This is a genomic window from Actinomyces oricola (genome assembly GCF_004104015.1).
Lineage (GTDB): Bacteria > Actinomycetota > Actinomycetes > Actinomycetales > Actinomycetaceae > Actinomyces > Actinomyces oricola.
On sequence record NZ_RYFV01000004.1, the window covers coordinates 140,197 to 157,019 of the forward strand.

Below are 16,823 nucleotides of genomic sequence, written 5' to 3' on the forward strand. Positions count from 1 at the left end.
CGGCTCACGGCCGGGTCAGGCCAGGCTCACGGCCGGGTCAGGCCAGGGCGGTGGCGGTCAATAGGAGGCACAGCACTGCGGCCAGGATCAGCGGCGGCCGGTTCCACTGGGAGCGCAGTGCGGGCCGGGGAGTCCGCGGCGCCCGAGAGTCGGGGTTGAGGGCGTGCGCGCCTTCTCGCGGGTCCGCACGCGGCGCGCCCGTGGCCGATCGCGCCCCCGGGCCGATCCCGCCGTGCTGGGTGCGGCGCTCGGCATAAGCCTCAATAAGGTCCCCGGCCTGCTCGGAGTCCATGCCGGTGCGGTAGGCGCCCTCCCCGGTGAGAAAGTCCTCACGCACGCCGCTGTGCACCTGCTCCCAGTTGGCCCCGCGGCCGGTGCTCTCGGCCCGGCGCAGGGCCTGACGGCGACGCAGAGAGGTTCGCAGGCCCCCGGCGCGCTGGGCCGCCGCGGCCCGGACGACGGCGCCATCAGTGGTGACGATCTCCAGGGCCCAGCGGGTGCGGCAGGTCTCAATGGCCTCCCAGGCCACAATGTGAGTGCGCCAGGCGTTGCGGATGGTCAGGCGGTCGGCGTCCAGGCGCAGCTGCGGGGCCCACCACAGCGCCCACACCGCCAAGGTCACGAGCCCGCCCCAGGCCAAGGCCTGCGCCCCGTTGCGCGCGCCGTCGGCGGCCCAGATGGTCAGGACCGCCCACAGGGCTCCGGCACCGACCACCAGGGCGCCCAGGCGGCCGGGCAAAGAGCGAACAATGACGGTGGGCGCAGCGGGCGCGGTGGACTCGGCGGGCATGACCCCATCCTGCCCGGTGCCCGCCGGCCGGCGAAACGCGGCGCACGGGCTGCGGGCCGCCCCTACCCGGTGCATCACGAGGTGGGGGCGGCCCGGAGCCGGCGGGCGCTCAGCGCATAGCCGCTGTCACGCCATGTAGCCGACGTTCTCGGCGCGGAAGGAGGCCAGGCCCACGGCGCCGAAGTTGGCCAGGTTCTTGGGCACGGCGGTCAGCTGGCGGCGCACGTAGATGGGGAAGTTGTAGACGTTCTCCCACAGCAGGGCGTCGCACTCGTTGGTCAACCTGACGCGCTCGTCGTGGTCAGCCGTCGAAGCGACCTTCGCAATGTACTCGTCGACCTCGGGCACGGCCTGGCCGGTGAAGTTCGATTCGCTGGTCGCGCCGTAAATCTGCCCGATGTTCGCCATGGGGAACTGGGTGGCCTGCCAGGTGAAGGCGGTGATGGCGTAGTTCTTCGGGTTGACGTACTCGTCGAAGTACTTGTTGGTGTCCACTGTCTGGAGGGTCATCTCCATGCCGACCTCCTTGAGCTGAGACTGCAGGAGGTTGGCCTCGTTCTCCGTGGTGGGGGCGCCAGTGGGAATGGTGAAGACGAAGGCGAGGCGGGTGCCGTCCTTCTCCCGCACGCCGTCGGCGCCCACAGTCCAGCCGGCGTCGTCCAGCAGCTTCTTCGCGGCCTCGACGTCGTAGCCCCATTCCCCGGAGTTGTCCTGGTAGCCGTCCTGGTTGGGAAGGAAGAACCGGTTGCCCGTGAGCAGTTCTTTGTAGTCGACGGGAAGGCCGGCCAGGTCTGAGGCGGTAATGGACTCCCGGTCGCAGGCGCGCACAATGGCCTGGCGCACGGCCTTGTCGGCCAGCGGGCCGGAGGAGGCGTTAATGGTGAAGTGGCGCCACTGGCGCCCGAAGTTCTGGCGGATCTCGGCATCCGAGCGGGCGACGGCCTGGTTGTACACGTCGGCGGAGATAATGTAGTCCAGCACGTCGAGGGCCTTGTTGGCGAAGGAGGTCGCCTCGGCGGCCGAGTCCAGGACGCGGAAGGTGACCTTGTCCAGCAGCGGCTTCTCCCCCCACCACAGGTCATTGGGGACCAAGGTGATGAGCTGCTGGGAGGTGTCGTAGCTGTCGACTTTGAAGGGGCCAGCGAAGTAGTCGTTGTTGAAGGAGCCGCTGCCGGCCATGGTCTTGTTGAAGGTCTCGGCGTCAACGTAGAGCTCCTTGGGGAACTGGAGCGCAAAGGCGTTGGCCCAGTCGGGGTAGATCGAGTCGAAGGTGACCTTGGCGGTGAGGTCGTCAACGATCTCAACGCTCTCAACCTTGTCGATGCCGTCGGTCGAGGCCCAGGCGTACTCCGGGTCCTTGGCGTGCTCAACGGAGGCCTTGACGTCCTCCGAACTCCAGGAGCGGCCGTTGCCCCACACGGCCTTCTCATTGAAGGCGATGGTCACGACCGTCTTGCCGTCGACCTCGGCGGCCTCGAAGGTGGTGAGGAAGTCCGGGTTGGCGCTGAAGGAGCCGTCCTCGGCGTAGTCGAGGACCTGGGGCGAGGCGAAGTCCAGCACATTGCGCAGGTTGACGCTGTTGCCGTCAACGTGGTTGATGTTCCAGTTGGCGATGGTTGCGGTAATGGAGAACTTGAGTTCGCCGCCCTGCTTGAGGGCGGAGCGCTCCTGGGGGTTGGTCTGGTTGGCCGCATCACCCCCACCGCCGGAGTCCGTACCGTTCTTGCTGCAGGCGGACAGGGCGAGCATGGCTGCGACGGAAGCCGATCCAGCCAGGAACATGCGGCGGTTCATCATCATTGGGAACTCCATTCATGGGATGGGAGCGAAGGTGGTACAGCGATAGGGCCATCGGCGCCCTGAGCGCACATGCACGCACGAGTGATTCCTGACAGTATCATTCCTCACACAAGCGGTCATGACGCTCCGGGGCCATGGCGCGATTCGGCGGGCGCGCCCCGGCGCGATTCGGCGGGCGCCGTCCTCCGGGCGGGTACGGGCCCGGGGCGGGCGCCAGACCCGGGGCACGACCCAGAAACCCGGGACACGATCTAGAACACGGCCGTGCGCTCGGGGTAGTGGCAGGCGACCTCATGGTCCTCCCCCTCGCGGGTGAAGCCCGGCATCCTCTCCAGGCAGGCCGCGCGCTGCTCATCGGTGAGAATGTTCTTGAACGTCTGGCAGCGGGTGCGGAAACGGCAGCCAGTGGGCGGATTCGCCGGGCTGGGCAGGTCGCCCTGGAGGATGATCCGCTCACGGGTGCGCTCCTTGGCCGGATCCGGGATGGGGATGGCCGAGAGCAGGGCCTGGGTGTAGGGGTGCGCCGGGGCCTCGAAGATTGTGTCGACGTCGCCGATCTCAACGATCTTGCCCAGGTACATGACGGCTACGCGGTCAGCGATGTGGCGGACCACGGACAGGTCGTGGGCCACGAAGAGGTAGCTCAACCCCAGGGTGGCGCGCAGTTCGTCAAGCAGGTTAATGACGCCGGCTTGGATGGACACGTCCAGGGCCGAGACCGGCTCGTCCAGGACTATGAGCTTGGGCCTGAGGGCCAGGGCCCGGGCGATGCCAATGCGCTGGCGCTGGCCCCCCGAGAAGTTGCGCGGGTAGCGGTTGGCGTGGCTGGGTTCCAGGCCCACCAGGGTCATGAGCTCTTCGACCCGGGGGGCGATGTCCGCCTTCGCCCACCCGTTGGCCTGCAACGGCTCAGCAATGATGTCGTAGATGGGCAGGCGCGGATCCAGGGAGGCCATGGGGTCCTGGAAGACGATCTGCAAGTCGCGGCGCACCGCGCGGCGCTGGGCGCGCCTCAGGTCAGCGGTGTTCTTACCCAGGACCACAATGGTGCCCTCCTGGGGCGCCTCCAAATTAAGCACTTCCATGAGGGTGGTGGTCTTGCCGCAGCCCGACTCCCCCACCAGGGCCAGGGTTTCGCCCTTGCGCACGTCGAAGGAGATGCCCGATACCGCGTGGACCGTACCGACGCGCCGCTTGAACACGGCGCCCTTCATGAGCGGGAACTCCTTGACCAGGTCGGTGGCGCGCAGCACCTCGGGGCGCTGGGCGTGCGGCAGGGCCATGGTGTCGGCGGTCTTGAGGGCCGGCACCGGGAAAATGTCGGTGTAATCCAGGTTCTCAGCCTCAATATCGTCGAAGCGGCGGCAGGCACTGAACTGGGCGCCGGCCATGAAGGCGTCCTGGACGCCGGGGGCGCCCGGATCCCCCGTGGCGCGCACCTGGGTGAGCTCGGGTTCGGCGCTGAGGCATTCGGGCTCGGCCATGGGGCAGCGCGGGGCGAAGGGACAGCCCGGGGGCAGGGCCAGCAGCGAGGGCGGGTTGCCCTCCAAGGACGCCAGGGCCGAGTCCTTCCTCGCGTCCAACCGCGGCAGGGAGCCGAGCAGGCCAATGGTGTAGGGCATGCGCGAGCGGTAGAAGATGTCATCGACGTCGCCGGCCTCCACTATCCGCCCGGCGTACATGACCGCCACCCGGTCCGCCATGCCGGCCACAACCCCCAGGTCGTGGGTGATCATAATGACGCCGGCCCCGGTCTCCTTCTGGGCGGTCTTGAGCACCTCAAGGATCTGGGCCTGGATGGTCACATCCAAAGCCGTCGTGGGCTCGTCGGCAATAATGAGGTCGGGATCATTGGCAATGGCAATGGCAATGATCGCTCGCTGGCGCATGCCTCCGGAGAACTCATGGGGGTAGGCTCTGGCGCGCACCTCAGGGTTGGGAATCCCCACCAGGTCGAGGAGTTCGACGGCGCGCCGCCAGGCGACGCCCCGGGACATGCCGGAGTTGTGGATGACCAGCGCCTCCACGATCTGGTCCCCGACGGTGTAGACCGGGGTCAGGGCGGAGAGGGGATCCTGGAAAACCATGGACAGCTGGACGCCGCGAATCTTGGACATGTAACGGTCGGAGCGGCCCAACAGCTCAGTGCCGTGCAGGCGAACCGACCCGGAGACCTCGGCGGACTCGTCAAGCAGGCCCATGACGGCCGTCGAGGTCACGGACTTGCCCGAGCCGGATTCGCCCACCAGGGCCAGGACCTCACCGCGGGCCACGGTCAGATTGACACCGCGCACGGCGTTGACGCGGCCGTCCTCGGAGGGGAAGGAGACGTGGAGGTCAACGACCTCCAGCAGGGGGGCGTCGGCGTTGCGATCCGGCAGGCTGTCGGAGGCGTGGGGCGAGGAGCCCGCAGCGGTTGTCTTCGTCGGGCTCATGCCTTGCCTCCGGACTTGGACGAGGGGTCGATGGCGTCGCGCAGCCCGTCGCCCATGAAGTTGACGCACACGAGCATGAGAACCAGGACGGCGGCGGGGGCCAGGAAGATCCACGGGTAGGTGGTCGCCGAGCGCTGCCCCTCGGCGATCAAGGTGCCCAAAGAGGTGTCCGGGGGCTGCACCCCGAAACCGAAGTAGGACAGTGTTGTCTCACTGATCACCGCGTAGGCGACGTTAACGGTGGCATCAATAATAAGCAGCGAGGCGATGTTGGGGATAATGTGTCGGGCAATAATGACCGGGCTGGACACGTTCATAAAACGGGCGGCGCTGACATAGTCGAGGTTCTTCACGCTCAATGTCAGGGAGCGCACCACGCGCGCCGTGAGCATCCAGCCGAAGCCCGCCAGAAGCACAATGAACAGCAGTGTGGAGCCCTTGGCGGCACCCGCCCTCTGGGACAGGACCGCAATAATGAGGAAGGACGGGACCACCAGCAGCAGGTCGGTGAGCCACAGTGCAATCCGCTCCCACCAGCCGCCGAAATATGCCGCTGAAGAGCCGATGACGGCGGCGATCCCGGTCTGAAGCAGGGCCACGCACACGCCAATGAGCATGGATTTGCGAGAGCCCTCGACCACCAGGGCGAAGACGTCGCGGCCGCCCTGGGTGGTGCCGAACCAGTGCTCGGCACTGGGCGGGGACAAGAAGGCGGTATTGTCGACCTCGGTGTAACCCCAGGGGCCGATGTACTCCCCCAGGAGCGCCATGAGGGTGATGAGCGCAAAGCCGATGGCCCCCAGGACGGCGGCCTTATTGCGCAGGAATCGCCTGGCGATGATCTGGCGGCGACTGAGGCGCTTGCCCTCTTTGGCCGCTGGAACCTCGGGGTCGAGCGCCCCGGCGGCGTCGTCCAGGGGCACTGAGATCGGTGTGTTGGAGGCCATGGTCTCAGCTCACCCTCACTCGCGGATCGACAATGGCGACGAAGACATCCGAGAGCAGCGCGCCGGTGAGGGTGCACAGGCCCGAGAAGGCCACCACGGCCGTGACCCCGTTAATGTCGTACTGGGATATGGAATCGATGGAGTACTCGCCCATGCCGTGCCAGGCGTAGACGCGCTCGGTAATGGCGGCACCGGTGAACAGGCCGGCCAGGGCGAAAGCGAAATAGGTGGCCATGGGGATGAGGGCGGTGCGCAGGGCATGGCGGGTGACGGCTTGGCGCTTGACCAGTCCCTTGGCGCGGGCGGTGCGCACGTAGTCCGCCCCCAGGGTATCCAGCATGAGGTTGCGCTGATAGCGCGAGTAGGCGGCAACGGCACCCAGGGACATTGACAGGGTCGGCAGCACCAGGTGCTGCAGGCGGCCCGCCAGGCCCTCGCCCTCACCGGTGAACTCGAAGATCTGATAGCCGGTCTGCCGGTTGATCTGCACCGCCACGACCTGCAGGAGAATCGCCAGGACCATGGCCGGGGTCGAGATAATGAGCATGGACAGCAGCGTGACCGCCCGATCGGAGAACTTGTACTGGCGGGTCGCCGTCCAGGCCCCCAGGGCCACGCCGCCGGTGATGCCAATGGCCGCACCCAGGAAGACCAGGCGGACCGAGACGCCGATCTTGACGCCAATGAGGTCGTTGACCACCTCGCCCTTGGGAGTCACGCCCCAGTCCCACGAGGTGACGACGCCGCGCAGCCAGGTCACATAGCGGTCCCACACCGGCAGATCAGCGCTGATGTTGTAGTCAACGAGGTTGGCGTTAATGGCCGTCCAGTTCAGGGTCGGGTCCTCTCGGTTCCACAGGTTGGAGGGGTCCAGGGAGGCCGAGGCCAGGAGGTACGCCAAGGACGTGGCGATGAACAGCAGGACCGCGTAGTTGGCGATCCGCCGCGCTAGATATGGGAGCATCTGTCTTCTCTTCCGGATAACCGGACAATCACGTTGTCGGGGATGTGCGGCCGGTGCGGACATCCCGCCTGCCTCGGTGCAGCACGCGGCCACGCCCCGGTTGACGGTTTTAGAACACGATACCCGCTAGTGGAAACATGGCCGACATGCGCCTGTGATCTACGGGGCCGCCCCGACCGGGTCGGCCCCGTGGCGCATCCTGCCGGCACCCCTCGGACCCGGGCCCGGAATCCGTGGTTCACCACCGGTCCGACCGGCGGCTGCGGGGCCCTTTGCCGGCGGGGCTCTTTGCGGGCGGCACCGGGGTGCCGCCCGCAAAGAGCCCCGCCGGCCATGCCTCAGGCGGCGTCACCGTACTCAAGCGGCACTCAGGCGGCGTCACCGTAAAGGTCGATGCCGGCGCCGGGCACGGCGGCAATGAGCCGCTGGGTGTACTCCTGGCGCGGGTTGGCGAAGAGTTCGTCACTGGGGCCGGCCTCGACCACGCGCCCCTTCTCCATGACCACGACGTCGTCCGCGAGCAGGCGCACGACAGCCAGGTCGTGGGTAATGAACAGGTAGCTCAGCCCCAGTTCGGATTGCAGGTCGGACAACAGCGTGAGGATCTGGGCCTGCACCAGCACGTCCAGAGCGGAGACGGCCTCATCGAGGACCACCACCTCGGGGCGCAGCGCCAGGGCTCGGGCCACGGCCACGCGCTGGCGCTGGCCACCGGAAAGCTCCCCGGGATAGCGGCGCATGGCGGAGCGGGGCAGGGCCACCATGTCGAGCAGTTCGGCCACCCGCGCCTCGCGCTCCTTGCGGGTGCCCACCTTGTGCACCCGCAGGGGCTCCTCCACTGAGCTGAACACCGAGCGCATGGGGTCCAAGGACCCGTAGGGGTTCTGGAACACCGGCTGGAGGCGGCGGCGCAGCGCGAAGAGCTCCTTCTTGCCCAGCGTCGACAGGTCGGTGCCGTGGTGGTAGACCCTCCCCTCGGTGGGGTTAATGAGGTTCAGGACAATATTGGCCACCGTTGACTTGCCCGACCCGGACTCCCCCACCAGGGCCAGGGTGGTGCCCTCGCGCAGGGTGAAGGAGACGTCGTCGACCGCCTTGAAGGTCTTGGCCCGGCTCTTAGCGCCGCGCACGTCGAAGACCTTCGTCAGGTTCTCGACGCGAATGACCGGCTCAGTTGAGGTCGCCCCCATCCCGGCGCCGAGGAGTTCATCCTCGGAGACCTTGACCCCTTTGGCGTGGGCGTCCTCAATGCGGTGGGAGGCCAGGGAGGGTGCGGCCTTGACCAGTCGCTTGGTGTAGGGGTGGCGGGGATCCTGAAGGATCTCCAGGCTGGGCCCGGACTCCACCACTCGGCCACGGTGCATGACCACCAGGTGCTCGGCGCGCTCAGCGGCCAGCCCCAGGTCGTGGGTGATGAAGAGCACGGCGGTGCCCTTCTCATGGGTCAGGGACTGCAGGTGATCCAGAATGACGCGCTGAACGGTGACGTCCAGGGCGCTGGTGGGCTCGTCGGCGATGAGGAGGCTGGGGCGCGCCGCCATGCCAATGGCGATGAGGGCCCGCTGACGCATGCCCCCGGAGAACTCGTGAGGGTACTGCTTGGCGCGGTGCTCGGCGTCCGGCAGGCCGGCCTCGGTGAGAAGCTCGGCGACCCGCTTGCGCCTCTGCCGGCCGCGGACCACATTGTTGGCCCGCAGCGCCTCCTTGACCTGGTAGCCGATGGACCACACCGGGTTGAGGTTGCTCATGGGGTCCTGGGGGACCAGGCCAATGCGTGAGCCGCGCAGCGCGGTCATCCCCTTGTCATCCAGGTTGGTGATGTCCCGGCCCTCGAAGAGGATCCGCCCACCGGTGATCCGCCCGCTGCCGGGCAGCAGGCCGATGACGGCATGGGCGAGGGTGGACTTGCCCGAGCCGGACTCCCCCACGACGGCCACCGACTGGCCGGGGTAGACGGTCAGGTTGGCGCCCCTGACCGCGGGGACCATGCCGGTCGAGGAGCGGAAGGCGACCTCCAGGTCACGGATCTGCAGCAGGGGGGCCGGGTCGGCGGCCCCGGGGTTCGCGCTCTCGGGGGCGCTGGCGGTCGGGGTGGTGCTCATCGCTTCCTCGCCTTGGGGTCCAGGGCGTCGCGCACGGCGTCGCCCATCATAATGAAGCCCAGGACCGTCAGCGCCAGGGCCCCGGCCGGGTAGAACAGAATGTGCGGGGCGTCGCGAAACGACTCCTTGGCGGTGGAAATGTCGGCGCCCCAGGAGACGGTCCCATCGGGCAGCCCAATGCCCAGGAAGGACATGGTGGCCTCAGCGACAATGTAGGACCCCAGGGAGACGGTGGCGGTCACAATGATCGGGGCCGCGGCGTTGGGGAGGATGTGGCGCGCCAGCGTCGCCCAGCGGCCGGCCCCCAGGGCGATGGAGGCGGTGACGAACTCCTCGTTCTTAACCTCCATGACGGCGCCCCGGGTAATGCGGGCGATCTGCGGCCAGCCGAAGACTCCCAGGACCAGAACCACGGTGAGGATGGAGCGCTGGGACTTGAACATGCTCATCACCACAATGGCGGCCAGCATGAAGGGGATGGCAAAGAAGATGTCCGTCACCCGCGACAGCAGCGAGTCGAACCATCCCCCGAAGTATCCGGCAATGGCCCCCACCAGGGAGCCGACCACTACCACCAGAATGGTGGTGAGGACGCCCACGCTCACCGAGGCGCGGGCCCCGTAAACGGTGCGGGCGAAGATGTCGCATCCCTGCTTGTCGAAGCCGAAGGGGTGGTCGGGGGCGGCGGCCCCCAGGGAGTCGGACAGTAGGCAGAGCCGGGGGTCCGTGCCGGTGAACAGGTTGGGGAACAGCGCCAGCAGCACGGCGCCCACAATGAGCAGGGACGCCGCCCAGAACAGGGGCTGCCGGCGCAGGACCTTCCAGGCCTCCCCCCACATGGAGGAGGGGGCGGACTCGTCGGAGACCGCGTCGACGGCACCCAGGCCGGTCTCGTCGCTCTCGGAGACGTAGCGCTCCTGGCCGGGCAGCGGGATGCGCTTCGCGGGGTCCGCGGCGGCGGTGGGGGTCTCAGGCATAGCGGATCCTCGGGTCGAGGGCTGCGTAGAGCAAGTCCACGAGCAGGTTGGAGACGATGAAGACGAGGACGAGGACAGTGGTGAAGGAGACCACGGTGGCCCCCTGCCCCTGGGTGATCGCCTTGTAGAGGGTCCCGCCCACGCCGTGAATGTTGAAGATGCCCTCAGTGACAATGGCGCCGCCCATGAGCGCGCCCAGGTCGGCGCCCAGGAAGGTCACCACCGGGATGAGGGAATTGCGCAGGACGTGGTGGGTGACCACCCGTGTGCCGCTCAAGCCCTTGGCGCGGGCGGTGCGCACGTGGTCGGCGCCCAGGTTCTCACCCACCTCCGTGCGCGTCAGGCGCAGAACATAGGCAAAGGACACTGCCGAGAGCACCATGGCGGGCATGAGCAGCTCACGGAACCCGGGGTTGGGGCCGGTGGTCACAGGCAGCCAGCCGGCCTTAACGCCGATGAGGAACTGCATGACGAAGCCGGTGACGAACGTGGGCACGGCGATCACGGTCAAGGAGATCACGAGCACGGTGGCGTCGAAGACCCCTCCCCGGCGCAGGCCCGCCAGGGTCCCCACGGCAATGCCCAGGACCGCCTCGAAGGCCAGGGCCATGAGGGCGAGCTTAATGGTCACCGGGAAGGCTTGGGCCATGACCTCGGTGACCGGCTGATGGGAGAAGGTGGTGCCGAAGTCGCCCTTGAGGATGCCCTTGAGGTAGAGCAGGTACTGGACGAGGAACGGCTGGTCGAGGTGGTACTGGGCGCGCAGCTGCTCAACGACAGCCGGTGGCAGGGTGCGCTCCCCGCCCAAGGCCGCAACCGGGTCCCCTGGCATGGCGAAAACCATGGCGTAGATGAGGAAGGTGGCGCCGAAGAAGACGGGGACGACCTGGAGGAGTCTGCGCCCGACATAGCGGAGCATGAGGGGATCCTTCTGGTGGTGCTGAGGCTGTGGAGGGGCCGGGGGCGCACGAGCCCCGGGCCGGCGCGCCACCGGCCCCGGTCCACGGGTGTCAGGCCTTGGTGATGGCGTAGTACAGCGGGGTGGAGTTCCAGCCGAACTGCACGTCGGAGACCTTGGTGGAGTAGCCGCCGAAGCCGTTCTGGTACCACAGTGGGATTGCGGGCAGGTCGGCGAACAGGACCGTCTGGGCCTGCTTGTACACCTCGGTCGCCTGGGCCTGGTCGGTGGTCTGGGCCGCCTGGTCGAGGAGCGCGTCGAAGTCGGGATTGGAGTACTGGGCGTCGTTGGAGCCGGCGCCGGTGCGGTAAACCGCCCCCAGGAAGTTGCCCATTGACGGGTAGTCGCCCTGCCATCCGGAGCGGAAGCCGGAGGTGAGGGAGTGGGCGGTAATGTCGGTGCGCAGTTCCTTGAAGGTGGCGTAGGCCTGGCCGGCGGCCTCAATGCCCAGCACGTTCTTAATGGAGTTGCATACGGCGTCGACCCAGGTCTTGTGCGGGCCGTCGGAGTTGTAGGCGATGGTGAAGGAGCCGGAGAAGGGGCTGATGGCGTCGGCGTCGGCCCAGGCCTGCTTGGCGGCGGCCTCGTCGAAGACCAGAACCTCGTTGCCGGCGACGTCCTCACTCCACCCGTCAATGACCGGGGAGGTGAAGTCCGAGGCGGGAGTGCGGGTGGAGTAGTAGATGGTGTCGCAGATCTCCTTGCGGTTAATGGCCAGTGACAGGGCCTTGCGGCGCAGGCGCCCCTCCTCGTCCATCTTGAAGTGCTCGGAGTTAACGTCAATGGCGAAGCACTGGATGATGGCGCCGGGCTGGTTAACGGCGCGCTCACCCAGGTCGTTCTTGAAGGTGGACAGGGCGGAGTCGGGGATGGCGTCAATGACATCCACGGCGTCGGCCTGGAGGTCGGCGTAGGCGGCGTCGTTGTCGGTGTAGAACACGAAGGTCACGCCCTTGTTGGCGGCCTTGCGCGGACCGGTGTACTTCTCGTTGGGGACCAGCTCGCACCGCTCGTTGTGGGTCCACTTCGACAGGGCGTAGGGGCCGTTGCCGACCGGGTTCTCGCCGAAGGCCTCCATGTCTGCGAAGGCGGACTCGGGCAGCGGGTAGAAGGCGGAGTAGCCCAGGCTCAGCGGGAAGTCGGACTGGGGCGCGTTCAGGGTGATGGTGAACTCGGTGTCTGAGACCTTCTTCAGGCCGGTCAGCTCGGAGTCGGCGTCGTAGGAGAAGCCCTGGATCGGCTCGAAGAAGTAGCTCGATAGCTGGGCGTTGGACAGCAGGGCGCCGTAGTTCCAGGCCTTAATGAAGGAGTCGGAGGTCACCGGGGTGCCGTCGGAGAAGGTCCACCCCTCGTTGAGGGTTACGGTGAAGGTCTGGTTGTCCGTGGTGGTGATGTCCTTGGCGACCTCGTTGACCACGGACCCGTCGGCGGCGTAGGAGTACAGGCCGGCGAAGAGCAGGTCGACAATGCGGCCGCCGCCGACCTCGTTGGTGTTGGTGGGAAGAAGGGGGTTCTGGGGCTCGGTGCCCAGGGCGGTGACGACGCCGTCAGCACCCCCTCCCGTTGAGTCCGAGGAGCAGGCGGCGAGCGCGGCCAGGGCGGCTGCAGAGACAACACCGGCTCCGAAGGCCCGGCGGGACATGATGAGGCTGTTCATAGGAACTCTCCCACGGGAAGGGGCGTTGACGCCCGGAGAACGATCTTGTCCACCAGCGGGGGCATGGCCGGCGGAACACCGGTGTATTTCCATGCACCGTTACGTATGGACGGCGGTCACAGTACCGCATGCGCTCGACATGCACACGTTACCTGCCGCTCTGCGGGCCTCCGGTTCGCAACTGTCTTTACCAGGTCTTCACCGGGTTGCCCTCACCAGGCCGCGGCGAGGAGCTCGTAGGAGCGGCGCCTGGCGGCGGCGTCGTGGGCGTGGGTGACCACAATGATCTCATTGAGCTCCCAACGCCGGGCGAGGTCGTGCAACCGCGGCGCCACCTCCTGGGCGGTGCCCACGAAGGACACGGCCATGGCCGCCTCCGCCGCCCGGTCCCGGCCCTGGGCCAGCGGGCGCCAAGCCTCCGGATCGTCGGTGGGGGCGTCCAGCGGACCGGGGCACCCGCCCAGGATGCGGGCGGTGGCGGCCATGGCGGTGGTGAAGAGCCGGCGGGCCTCCCGGGTCGTGGGGGCCACCATGACATTGACGGCGGCGGCGGTGCGCGGGCGGCCCTCCGCGCAGGTGGGGGCCTTGGGGTTGAACATGGAACGGTAGGTCATAATGGCCGCCTCGGCCTGGGCGGGGGCGAAGTGGGAGGCGACGGCGAAGGGCAGGCCCAGGCTGCCGGCGACCCTGGCGCCGTTGACCGAGGAGCCCAGGACCCAGGTGCGCGGGGCGGTGCCCTCGCCCGGCAGGGCGCGCACCGGCTGAAAGGCTCCGGTCGTGGGCCCGCACTCCCCGGCCCGCAGGGCCCGCGCGCGGGCGGTCTCATCGGCATGTGCGGCCGCGTCCCGCCCGGAGGGGTCGGTGCCGGCGGGGATCAGGGATCCGGGCACGGCGGCGGCCAGGGCGTGTCGCGCTGGGGCGAGGTAGGAGATGGTCTCCACAACCTCCTCGCTGAACTGGTGCGGGTCGGCGCTGCGGCGGCGCAGGGCCGCGGCGGTCAGGGGGTCCGTTCCCGGGGCGCGCCCCAGACCCAGGTCCACCCGCCCGGGGTAGAGGGTGGCCAGGGTGCCGATCTGCTCGGCAACAACCAGGGGGGCGTGGTTGGGCAGCATAATGCCGCCGCTGGCCACGCTCATTCGCGCAGTGGCGGCCAGTACCTGCCCCATGAGCACGGTGGTGGCCGAGGCCATGTAGGTGGTGGCCCCATGGTGCTCGGCAAGCCAGTAGCGCTCATAGCCGGCGTCGTCGGCGGCCTGAGCGAGGGCCGTCATCTCCCTCAAGGCGTCCGCGCGGCTGCGTCCAGAGGAAACAGGAACGAGGTCCAGAACGGACAAAGAAACAGTCATAAAGTCACCATACGACCGCGGGGGCGTCGTTCTCAGGGTCCTGGATGGCGAATGTCCTGGAGAATCCTGTGCCGCCCCTGGAACGCCTCCGGCGCCTGTGCCTGCGCGGCTCCCAAGCCAGGGGCCGGGACGGGTGGCCGTTCGGCGCCGGGCCGGGGCGGGCGGTGCGGTCAGCGCCGGGCCGGAGCCCGGGCTGCCGCGCTAGGGGGCGACGGCGGGGTGGGTGGTGCGGTCAGCGCCGGGTCGGGGCCAGGGCCGCCGCGCTGGGGCGACGCCGGAGTGGGTGGTGCGGTCAGCGCCGGGTCGGGGCCAGGGCCGCGACGCCGGACTTGATGAGGTCCCCGACCACGAAGGGCGCCAAGCCCAGGGTCAGGGTGGCGCTCCAGGCAAGGCCGGTGAAGGCCTTGAGCCACAGCAGGCCCGGGATGTAGACCGCGGCCGAGGCTGCCAGCATGAGACCCAGGCGCGCCAGAACGCCGCGGCCGGGCGCCGTGGCCCGCCCAGCGATGGCCCCGACCAGGGCGTAGCCCAGCACGTAGCCGAAAGAGGCCGTCACCCCACTGCCCCACCCGGCCAGGACCGGGGCCCCGAGAGCGGCCAGCGCCGCCAGCAGCAGTGCGGAGGCCACCGCGCGGCGCGAACCGAGGAAAGCGCCCACCCCCAGGACGGCGAGGGTCCCCAGGGTCACGGGCACCGGCGTAAAGGGCAGGGGCAGGGAGATCTGGCCGATCAGGGCAATGGCCGCGGTCCCCGCGGCGACCAGGCCGGTCTCGCGGGCGATGGTGCGCAGGTGCCGGGCGACTCCCTCCCGGGGCCGGGCGGCGTCGGCGGTCAAGGAGGAAGTTGAAGCCTGTTTCATGGTCATGCAACAACCCTAGGCAGGTGTTGACGGGCAGTACATCCCGATCTGCGCCGGTCGTCGCCAGGAGGCTTTGTTCCTTTCACCCAAACGGAGCGTGTTGGGTGAGCTCACACGTGGGCGCCGATCCACCGCAGCAGCGCGGTGGTCACCTCCTCGCGGTTGGTCTCATTGAGCAGCTCATGACGCGCTCCGGGGTAGAGGACGAGCCCGACCTCGTGCACCCCGGAAGCCCGGTAGCGGGTAGCGATCTGGCGCACGCCCCGGCCCGCGCCCCCCACGGGATCGGCGTCCCCGGAAACGAAGAGGACCGGGAGGTCGGCCGGTGTGCGGGCAATGACCTCGGGATTGCTGATCTCCATGACGCCAGTGATCAGATCCCGGTAGAAGCCGGCGGTGCAGGTGAAGCCGCACAGGGGGTCGGCAATGTAGGCGTCGACCTCGTCGGGGTCGCGGCTGAGCCAGTCGAAGTCAGTGCGGGCCGGGGCGAAGGCCTTGTTGTAACCCGCATAGGAGAAGGACTCCAGGCGTGTCGAGGGGTGGCGGGGTCCGCGCAGGCGCACCTCGGTGCGGGCCAGGAGTCGGCCGACGCGCCCCGGGGCGCCCGGGTCGCTCACCGTGCCCATGGACACCAGGCCGGCGAGCTCGTCCCCATGGCGACTGGCGTAGCCGCGGGCCAGCAGGGAGCCCCACGAATGGCCCATGAGAATGACCGGGGAGTGCGACCAGGTCGCCTTGATCGCCAGCAGCACCGTGTGCTGGTCCTCCAAGAGCTGGTCCCAGCCCTCAGCGTCCAGGCTGTGGCCGCGCTCGTTCGGCTCGGCAATGGTCAGGCCGTGGCCGCGGTGGTCGTCGGCGACGACGGCGTAGCCGGCTTGGGTGGCGGCGGCAGCGAAGCGGGCGTAGCGGCCCGAGTGCTCGCTCATGCCGTGGGCGACCTGGATGACCGCGCGCGGGTTGGGCGCCTGCGGGTCGGGGGCGCCGAGTTCGGCAACACCCTCCGGCAGCCAGGCGCGCACGGCCAGGGGCGTGGAGTCGGTGGCGATGAGCCTCGTGATCTGGGCGCGCATGGTGGTGCTCCCCGGGATGACAGTAAGACCGTCTTAGGTTACCGGGTGCGTCAGGACCCCGGCGGTCTGTTACGGTCTGCCCATGCCTGGCCGCCCCTTCGCCCTGGTGCCCGCCGCCTATGTTTTTCTGCTGCGGCGCCAGCCCGTCCGGCCGGGCACTGAGGAGGCCACGAGTGCTCCGGGCGCCGGGAGATCGGCCACCGGCACGGCGCGCGCGAGCACCTCCAGCGCCCGCGTCCCGGACGCCGGCGCCTCCAGCCGCTGCACCCCAAGAGTCAGTGCCACGGGTCCCCGCCCCGGCCGCTCCCAGCCGGGCGGTCGTGCGATGGGGGCCGGCACCGCCCCGGCCCGCGCGATCGAGTCGGCGGCCAACACTCAGGTGCTGCTACAGCTGCGGCAGAACACCGGTTATATGGACGGTTACTGGGCCTGCGGTATTGCCGGGCACGTCGAGCCCGCCGAGTCCGTCATGGCCACCGCCCTGCGCGAGGCCCGCGAAGAGACGGGCGTCCTCCTGGCGCCCTACCATCTTGAGCCTTTGACCTCCATGCACCGCAGTGCCGACCTGGGTGGGGCGGCGCTGGAGCAGCGCATTGACTTCTTCTTCACCGCCCGCTCCTGGTCCGGTGAGCCGCGCGTGCTGGAACCGGGCAAGGCGGCCCAGATGGCGTGGTTCGGGCTCGATGCGCTGCCCGGGCCGGTCCCGCCCCACGAGCGGGTGGTGCTCGACCAGCTGGCGGCCGCCCTGGATGGGGGCGCCAGGGTCCCAACGATCCAGGCCTTCGGCTTCAACCCCGGGCCCCGCTGACCGCCCCTCCCCCTCGCCCACCCTCCCCCCACCTAGCCCTCCAACGAAATCCTCACAGCACAACGTCCACGGCTGTTGTGCTGTGAGGATTTCGTTGGAGGGGAGGAGGG

The 16,823-nt window shown here is 68.7% G+C and carries 13 protein-coding genes; 1 reads left to right on the forward strand and 12 read right to left on the reverse strand.

Features of this window, described 5'->3' with window-relative positions:
* Positions 1–37: 37 nt before the first annotated feature.
* The 12 genes from EUC46_RS02975 to EUC46_RS03030 all read right to left on the reverse strand — a co-directional run bounded on the left by EUC46_RS02975 (position 38) and on the right by EUC46_RS03030 (position 15,905).
* Entirely contained in the window at positions 38–790 is a 753-nt protein-coding gene (locus tag EUC46_RS02975; protein ID WP_164918737.1) for a PH domain-containing protein, read from the reverse strand.
* 126 nt (positions 791–916) lie between these two features.
* A complete protein-coding gene (locus EUC46_RS02980) occupies positions 917–2,590 on the reverse strand; it encodes an ABC transporter family substrate-binding protein (protein ID WP_128772702.1) in 1,674 nt (557 codons plus the stop codon).
* A gap of 251 nt (positions 2,591–2,841) precedes the next feature.
* The gene (locus tag EUC46_RS02985) at positions 2,842–5,025 is read right to left on the reverse strand and encodes an ABC transporter ATP-binding protein (RefSeq protein ID WP_128772703.1); all 2,184 of its coding nucleotides are present in this window, start codon (positions 5,023–5,025) and stop codon (positions 2,842–2,844) included.
* Positions 5,022–5,972: an ABC transporter permease gene (locus EUC46_RS02990; RefSeq protein WP_128772704.1), complete on the reverse strand. Its 951-nt coding sequence runs from the start codon at positions 5,970–5,972 to the stop codon at positions 5,022–5,024. Before EUC46_RS02990 ends, EUC46_RS02985 begins: the two co-directional genes overlap by 4 nt.
* Positions 5,973–5,976: 4 nt before the next feature.
* Positions 5,977–6,936 (reverse strand): ABC transporter permease, encoded by a 960-nt coding sequence (locus EUC46_RS02995; RefSeq protein WP_128772705.1) that lies wholly within the window; start codon positions 6,934–6,936, stop codon positions 5,977–5,979.
* 368 nt (positions 6,937–7,304) lie between these two features.
* A complete protein-coding gene (locus EUC46_RS03000; protein ID WP_128772706.1) occupies positions 7,305–9,038 on the reverse strand; it encodes a dipeptide ABC transporter ATP-binding protein in 1,734 nt (577 codons plus the stop codon).
* Positions 9,035–10,015, reverse strand: coding sequence for an ABC transporter permease (locus EUC46_RS03005; protein WP_128772707.1), 981 nt, complete (start codon positions 10,013–10,015; stop codon positions 9,035–9,037). Before EUC46_RS03005 ends, EUC46_RS03000 begins: the two co-directional genes overlap by 4 nt.
* On the reverse strand, positions 10,008–10,934 hold the full coding sequence (locus EUC46_RS03010) for an ABC transporter permease (protein WP_128772708.1): 927 nt from the start codon (positions 10,932–10,934) through the stop codon (positions 10,008–10,010). Before EUC46_RS03010 ends, EUC46_RS03005 begins: the two co-directional genes overlap by 8 nt.
* 91 nt (positions 10,935–11,025) lie before the next feature.
* Entirely contained in the window at positions 11,026–12,630 is a 1,605-nt protein-coding gene (locus EUC46_RS03015; protein ID WP_206645873.1) for a peptide ABC transporter substrate-binding protein, read from the reverse strand.
* Positions 12,631–12,842: 212 nt separating this feature from the next.
* Positions 12,843–13,976, reverse strand: coding sequence for an LLM class flavin-dependent oxidoreductase (locus EUC46_RS03020; protein WP_128772709.1), 1,134 nt, complete (start codon positions 13,974–13,976; stop codon positions 12,843–12,845).
* 292 nt (positions 13,977–14,268) lie between these two features.
* Positions 14,269–14,841: a biotin transporter BioY gene (locus EUC46_RS03025; protein ID WP_128772710.1), complete on the reverse strand. Its 573-nt coding sequence runs from the start codon at positions 14,839–14,841 to the stop codon at positions 14,269–14,271.
* A 104-nt stretch (positions 14,842–14,945) separates the two neighbouring features.
* Positions 14,946–15,905, reverse strand: coding sequence for an alpha/beta fold hydrolase (locus EUC46_RS03030; RefSeq protein ID WP_128772711.1), 960 nt, complete (start codon positions 15,903–15,905; stop codon positions 14,946–14,948).
* Positions 15,906–16,230: 325 nt separating this feature from the next.
* Between EUC46_RS03030 and EUC46_RS03035 the strand changes: the two genes are divergently transcribed.
* A complete protein-coding gene (locus tag EUC46_RS03035; RefSeq protein ID WP_128772741.1) occupies positions 16,231–16,713 on the forward strand; it encodes an NUDIX domain-containing protein in 483 nt (160 codons plus the stop codon).
* Positions 16,714–16,823: the final 110 nt, after the last annotated feature.